Origin of the sequence: Cohnella sp. GbtcB17, from assembly GCF_019091135.1 — a bacterium.
Lineage (GTDB): Bacteria > Bacillota > Bacilli > Paenibacillales > Paenibacillaceae > Cohnella.
The window spans coordinates 1-6,647 of record NZ_JAGXJW010000117.1; the positions used below are offsets into that span (position 1 = coordinate 1).

General features: G+C 64.1%; 5 protein-coding genes. All 5 read left to right on the forward strand.

Annotation, left to right across the window (positions count from 1 at the left end; all coding sequences use genetic code 11):
• Window positions 1–1,020, forward strand: a 1,020-nt coding sequence (locus tag KVT38_RS32860; RefSeq protein WP_217597961.1) for an LLM class flavin-dependent oxidoreductase, incomplete at its 5' end; no start/stop codon positions are given.
• Window positions 1,021–1,050: 30 nt separating this feature from the next.
• On the forward strand, window positions 1,051–2,730 hold the full coding sequence (locus KVT38_RS32865; protein ID WP_217597962.1) for an ABC transporter substrate-binding protein: 1,680 nt from the start codon (window positions 1,051–1,053) through the stop codon (window positions 2,728–2,730).
• A 21-nt stretch (window positions 2,731–2,751) separates the two neighbouring features.
• A complete protein-coding gene (locus tag KVT38_RS32870) occupies window positions 2,752–3,678 on the forward strand; it encodes an ABC transporter permease (RefSeq protein WP_217597963.1) in 927 nt (308 codons plus the stop codon).
• A 330-nt stretch (window positions 3,679–4,008) separates the two neighbouring features.
• A complete protein-coding gene (locus tag KVT38_RS32875) occupies window positions 4,009–4,905 on the forward strand; it encodes an ABC transporter permease (RefSeq protein ID WP_217597964.1) in 897 nt (298 codons plus the stop codon).
• A 47-nt stretch (window positions 4,906–4,952) separates the two neighbouring features.
• Window positions 4,953–6,647: dipeptide ABC transporter ATP-binding protein (locus KVT38_RS32880; protein ID WP_217597965.1), on the forward strand; the 1,695-nt coding region annotated here is incomplete at its 3' end.

A 6,647-nucleotide genomic window follows, 5' to 3' on the forward strand; every position in this document is an offset into this window, starting at 1 on the left:
ACCGTCGCCCGCCAGTTCGCTTCGCTCGACCACATCTCGGGCGGACGTGCGGGCTGGAACGTCGTCACTTCGCCCGGCGAAGCGACCGCGGCCAACTTCAATAAAGGCGAACATCCCGACCATTCGAAACGCTATCGCCTGGCCGCCGAGTATCTCGAAGTCGCCAAGGGACTGTGGGATTCGTGGGAGGACGACGCCTTCGTCCGCGACAAAGAGAGCGGGGTGTTCTTCGATCCCGACAAGATGCACCGGCTCAATCACAAGGGCGAGTTCTTCTCCGTCGAAGGTCCGCTGAACATCGCGCGGTCCAAGCAGGGCAGGCCGATCGTGTTCCAGGCCGGCTCGTCGGATGCCGGACGCGACCTGGCCGCAAGGACGGCGGACGCGGTGTTCACCGGACACGAGACGATCGAGGAAGCGCAGGAATTCTACGCCGACGTGAAGCGCAGAGCCGCCGAGTACGGACGCTCGCCGGACGAGATCCTGATCTTCCCCGGCATCGGGCCGATCGTCGGCGCCACGGACGAGGAGGCTGAGCGCCGCTACGAGGAGATCGCCTCCCTCGCTTCGGTCGATGACGCGCTGCTGTACCTCGGACGCTTTTTCGACCATCACGACTTTTCCGCGTATCCGCTTGACGAACCGTTCCCCGACATCGGCGATCTCGGGACCAACAGCTTCCGCAGCACGACGGACCGGATCAAGCAGAAGGCCAAGGAAAACGGCTGGACGCTCCGTCAGGTCGCGCTCCGCACGATGACGCCCAAGGGGCCGTTCGTCGGCACGCCGGAGAAAGTCGCGGATCGTCTTGCGCAGTGGTTCGAAGGAAACGCGGCAGACGGCTTCATCGTCGGCGAGGCCGTGCCGGGCGGGTTCGCGGACTTCGTCAACTACGTCGTGCCGCTGCTTCAAGTCCGCGGGCTTTACCGCTCGGAATACGAGCACGACACGCTCCGGGGCAACCTGGGCCTGCCGTACCCGGTCAATCGCTATGCCGCGCCGGTCGCGGTCCGTTCTTAATTCACTTTGATCATACGGGAGGATCCCTCGATGTACAAATGGACTTCTGCGCTGCTCGCGCTCTCGTTCGCCCTGACGCTGGCGCTTGCGGCGTGCGGCAACAACAATAATAACGGCGACGGCCAGGCCGCTTCCGGCGACGCGAGTCCAAGCGCCGCCTCGCCTTCGGCCTCGCAGGCCGACGGTTCGCCTTCCGCCGCCGCGCAAGGCGGCGAGCTGACCTACGCGCTCGCCACTTCGCCCGATACGCTCGATCCGCAGCGCAGCGGCCTCGCGGTCGCCGTCCGCGTTATCCGTACCATTTACGACAACCTCGTGGTGAAGTTGCCCGACAATACGATCAAGCCGTGGCTCGCCACCGAATGGACTGAGTCCGAAGACGGCCTGAGCTATACGTTCAAGCTGCGCCAGGACGTCAAGTTCCAGGACGGCACGCCGTTCAACGCGGAAGCCGTAAAGTACAACTATGACCGCATTCTCGATCCGGCCACGAAGGCCGCCAACGCGAGCGCGCTCCTGAAGCCCTACAAGTCGGCCGAAGTCATCGACGAATACACGGTCAAGCTGAATCTGGAGACGCCGTCACGCGCCTTCCTTGGCAACCTGAGTCAAGCCCTCCTCGGCATCGTCTCCCCGACGGCAGCCAAGAAGTACGGCGATCAGTTTGGCAAAAATCCGGTCGGCACCGGCCCGTTCAAGTTCGTCAAATGGGAGGAAAACGCCGAGATCACCGTCGAGCGCAATCCCGATTACGCATGGGCGCCCGAGATCGTCGACAACAAAGGCGCGCCTTACCTTGACCGCGTGACCTTTAAGATCGCGCCGGAGGAAGCGACCCGGATCGGCAGCGTCCAGAGCGGGCAGGTGCTGGCAGCCGAGACCGTGCCTCCGCAGAACATCGTCTCGCTGAAGAGCAACCCCGACTTTCAGGTGCTGCAGGCCAATACGATCGGGCTTCCCTATACGCTTTTCATCAATCAGGAACACGCGCCATGGGGCGAGACAAAGGCCCGCCAGGCGCTGCAATACGGCATCGACAACGGCGCCATCGTCAAAACGCTGTACCTCGGCACTTACGAGCAGGCCTGGTCCGCGCTGACGCCGGGCGTGCTGGGCTATGACGCGTCGCTGGAGAACGCCGTTCAACCGGACGTAGACAAAGCAAACGCGCTGCTCGACGAGATCGGCTGGAAAAAAGGCGCCGACGGCATCCGCGAGAAGGACGGCAAGAAGCTCACCCTGCGCTACGTCGACGGCTCTCCGAACCGCGAGAAGCGCAACGATATCGCCGCGATCATCCAGCAGCAGCTGAAGAAGATCGGTATCGACACGGAAGTCGTCATTACGAAAGACATCCTGACCGAAGTTTACACGAACAGCAACTACGATCTGTACGGCAACAGCCAGGTGAATGGGGACCCGAACGCGCTGTCGGCGTTCTACCACACGGCGCCCAAGGGCGCGCTCGGCAACCTTTCCAAAGTCTCCGATCCGGAGATCGATCAATGGCTGGAGCAGGGCGCCGTGGAAAAGGACGACGCGAAGCGCGCCGAGTTATACAAAAAGGTGCAGCAGCGCATCAAGGACGAGGCGATCATCCTCCCGATCTACGTGTTCCCGTACACGGTCGCCGCTTCCAAGTCCGTTCAGGGTCTGAAGTTCGACCTGCTGGGCTATCCGCTGTTCAACGACGTGAGCCTGGCCAAGTAACGGAGAGGAAGGGGTAAAACGATGTTCAAAGCCGTGACCGGACGCATACTCTCCTCCCTCCTCGTCATCGTCGGCTCGTCGGCGCTTGTATTCGTCATCATGTACCTGCTGCCGGGAGACCCAGTGGCGAGCATGATCGACGTCTCGAGCGCCTCGCCCGAGACGATCGCGAACCTCCGTCACCAGCTCGGAATCGACCGCCCCTTCCTGCTGCAGCTTGCCGATTACTTCGGCAAGCTGCTTCGCGGCGACTTCGGCCAATCCGTGCTGAACTCGGAGCCCGTGCTGCCCAAGATCGCGAAGCACTTCCCCGCGACGCTTGCCCTGGCGGCTTGCAGCGCCGCCGTGTCGGTCATCGTCGGCGTGCTTCTGGGCGTGCTGTCGGCGATCCACCGCAACAAGCCGATCGACCTCATCGCGCGGATCGTCGGCCTGCTCGGCATCTCAATGCCCGCCTTCTGGACCGGCATCCTGCTGCTGCTTATCTTCTCCGTCCGGCTCGGATGGTTCCCGGCGATGGGCTCGCACGGGTGGCGGACGCTCGTGCTGCCTGCGCTCACGCTCGGCCTGATCGGCGCGGGCTTCATCGTGCGCATGGTGCGCAACAGCATGCTCGAGGTCATCGGCGACGCCTTCGTCGTCACGCTGCGCGCCAAGGGCTTGTCCGAGCGCGCCGTCATGTATCGGCATGCGCTGCGCAACGCGCTCATTCCCGCCGTCACGATGATCGGCGTGCTGGCCGGCGAGATGCTGGCGGGCACCGTCGTTATCGAGACGGTGTTCTCCAGGCAGGGCATCGGCCGGATCATCGCGGACGCCATCATGGCGAAGGATCTGCCGGTCGTGCAGGGCGTCATCCTGTTCTCCTCGCTCGTGTACGTCGTCGTGAATCTGCTCGTCGACTTGTCGTATGCGGTCATCGACCCGCGGGTGCGGCGGTCGGCGTGATGGTGCGATGGTGGGATGGCGATGGTGCGATGGTGGGATGGCGAGATATTGGTGCGCGGTTGAGCGGCGGTGCGATGGCTTGATGTTGGTGCGCAATGGCGTGGCGGAGGCGGCGATAGTTGCTAAAAGGCAGTTATTTCGGCGCACTCCGTCTCATTTTGATGAATAGTTGTCGAAAGGCCGTTATTTGGTTCGTTTTGCCCCTCTTCGTGAGAAAGTTGGTGAAATAACTGCCTTCTGGACGTTATTTTCTTAACTCGAAGGCCATCTGCAGAAATAACTGCCTTTTGACCCTTATCTCTGCCCGGCCAAAGAAAGGACGTGAACCTAATGAGACAATCGACGGCCGCTGAGGCGATTCTGGAGCGCCGGAAGTGGGAGCTGCCGGCCTACCGCGGGCGCGCGAGGCGCATCAAGCCGGCGGATCTGTTCGTCTACGCCGCGGGAGCGCTTATCCTGCTCATCGCGATTTGCGCTGCGTTTCCGCAGTGGATCGCCCCTTACTCGCCAACGAACATGATGATGGACGCGATCATGCAGGGGCCGAGCGCCGCTCATCCGTTCGGCACCGACTACTATGGCCGCGACATCTTCAGCCTCGTCGTGTACGGCGCTCGCGATTCGCTGTACATCGGCTTCATGTCGGTGCTGGTCGGCGGGCTCGCCGGCGGCGCGATCGGCACGAGCTCCGGCTATATCGGCGGCGCCGTGGACGCGGTGCTGATGCGGGTCGTGGACGTGCTGATGACGATTCCCGGCATCCTGCTGGCGCTGGCGATCGCAGCCGCGATGGGACCCGGCCTCGGCAACATCGTGCTGGCCGTGGCGGCCGCATCCGTGCCCGGCTATGCGCGTGTCATGCGCGGGCAGACGATCAGCATCAAGAGCCGGCCGTTCGTGACGGCTTCCCGTGCCATCGGTGCGACGCCTTTCGCGATTTTCTGGAAGCATGTGCTGCCCAACTCGCTCTCCCCGCTGCTCGTCATGGCGACGCTCGGCATCGGCACCGCCATTCTGACGGGCTCCGGCCTGAGTTTCCTGGGACTCGGCGTGTTAAAAGAAATTCCCGACTGGGGCGCGCTGCTGTCGCAAGGACGCGGCTATCTGACGGTAGCCTGGTGGATCTGCACGTATCCCGGCCTCGCGATCACACTGCTCGTGCTGGCCGTCAACATCGTCGGAGACTGGCTGCGCGACCGGCTCGATCCGAAGCGCAAGGAAGCTTGAACGACATCGCCGAGGCGACCGCGGTCCGCCACAGAGAGGAGTTGGCCATGCAAAGCCTGCTAGAAATCGAACAACTGTCTGTCGGCTTCCGTACGAAACGCGGATTTCTGCAAGCCCTGCACGACGTTTCGCTGACGATCGCCCCGGGAGAGACCGTCTGTCTCGTAGGCGAGTCCGGCAGCGGCAAAACCGTCGCCTCCAAGGCGGTCATGCGGCTCGTCGACTACGAGAACGGGCATATCGAAGGCGGCCGGATCGCGCTGAACGGGGTCGATCTGACCGCGCTGACCCAGGGCGAGCTGCGCAGCCTTCGGGGCAAGCGGATCGCGATGATCTTTCAGGAACCGATGGCCGCGTTCGATCCCGTCTATACGATCGGCTACCAGCTTGTCGAGACGATCCTGCGGCACGAGCGCAAGACAAAGGCCGAAGCCAAGGCGCATGCCGCCGGTCTGCTCGCGCGGGTCGGCATCCCGGAGCCCGAGCTGCGCATGAAGCAGTACCCCGGCGAGCTGTCGGGCGGCATGCTGCAACGAGCGATGATTGCGCTCGCGTTGTCCTGCGGGCCCGAGCTGCTCATCGCGGACGAGCCGGCGACGGCGCACGATGTAACGTTTCAAGCGCAAATTCTGCACTTGCTGCAGGAACTGAAAGCCGAGTTCGGCATGTCGATCCTGTTGATTACGCACGACCTGGGCATTGCCGCGCAGCTCGCCGTCCGGATCGTCGTCATGTACGCCGGCCGCATCCGCGAGCAGGCGACGGCCGCCGAGCTGTTCTCGCAGCCGCACCACCCGTATACGAGCGGCTTGCTGCGCTCGGTCGCCACGCTCGACACGGAGAAGGGCGATCGGCTGTACGCCATCGCGGGCAGCATTCCGAGCTTGAGCAAGCTCCCGGAGGGCTGCGTGTTCCATCCCCGGTGCCCGCACGCGACCGACCGGTGCCGGGCGTCGGCGCCGCCGCTCAGCCGGCGCGGCGACCGCGAGGCGGCCTGCTGGCACGCGGACGCGCTGCTGCAGGAAGGCGCGCTGAGCGCGCGGGAAGATGCGGTGCAGCGTGGCGAGTCCGCCGCCGCCGTCGTGGAGACGGAGCGCCATGCGGCCGCAGCCTTGGTGCAAGAAGCTGTGCCCGGCGAGCATGAAACCGCCGAGAAGAACGATGCAGCGCAGGCGAAGGCCGGGAGCATCGAGCTGTTCAAGGTGGAGGATGTGTGCAAGTATTATCCGATCAAGCGGGGATTCCCCGGACGCTCCCGGGCGCTCGTGCGCGCGGTGGACGGCGTCTCCTTTTCCATCCGGGAGGGAGAGACGCTCGGCCTCGTGGGCGAGTCGGGCAGCGGCAAGTCGACGCTCGGCCGGCTGCTGCTGCAGCTGGAGCCCGTCACGTCGGGGCGCGTGCTGTTCGAGGGCGAGGATCTGACGCGCCTCGGCGCCTCGCGGCTTCGGCAGACGCGCAGGCATATGCAGATGATTTTCCAGGACCCGTACGGATCCCTCGATCCTCGCTGGAACGTCGGCGATCTCGTCGGCGAACCGCTCGCCGTCCATCACGGGCTGGCAGGCAAGGAGAAAAAACAGCGCGTCGAGGAACTGCTCGCCGCCGTAGGCCTCGACCATGGAATCGTATCGCGACACCCGCACGAATTCTCCGGCGGTCAGCGGCAGCGGATCGGCATCGCTCGGGCCATCGCGCTCCATCCCAAGTTCGTGCTCGCCGACGAGGCCGTGTCCGCGCTGGAC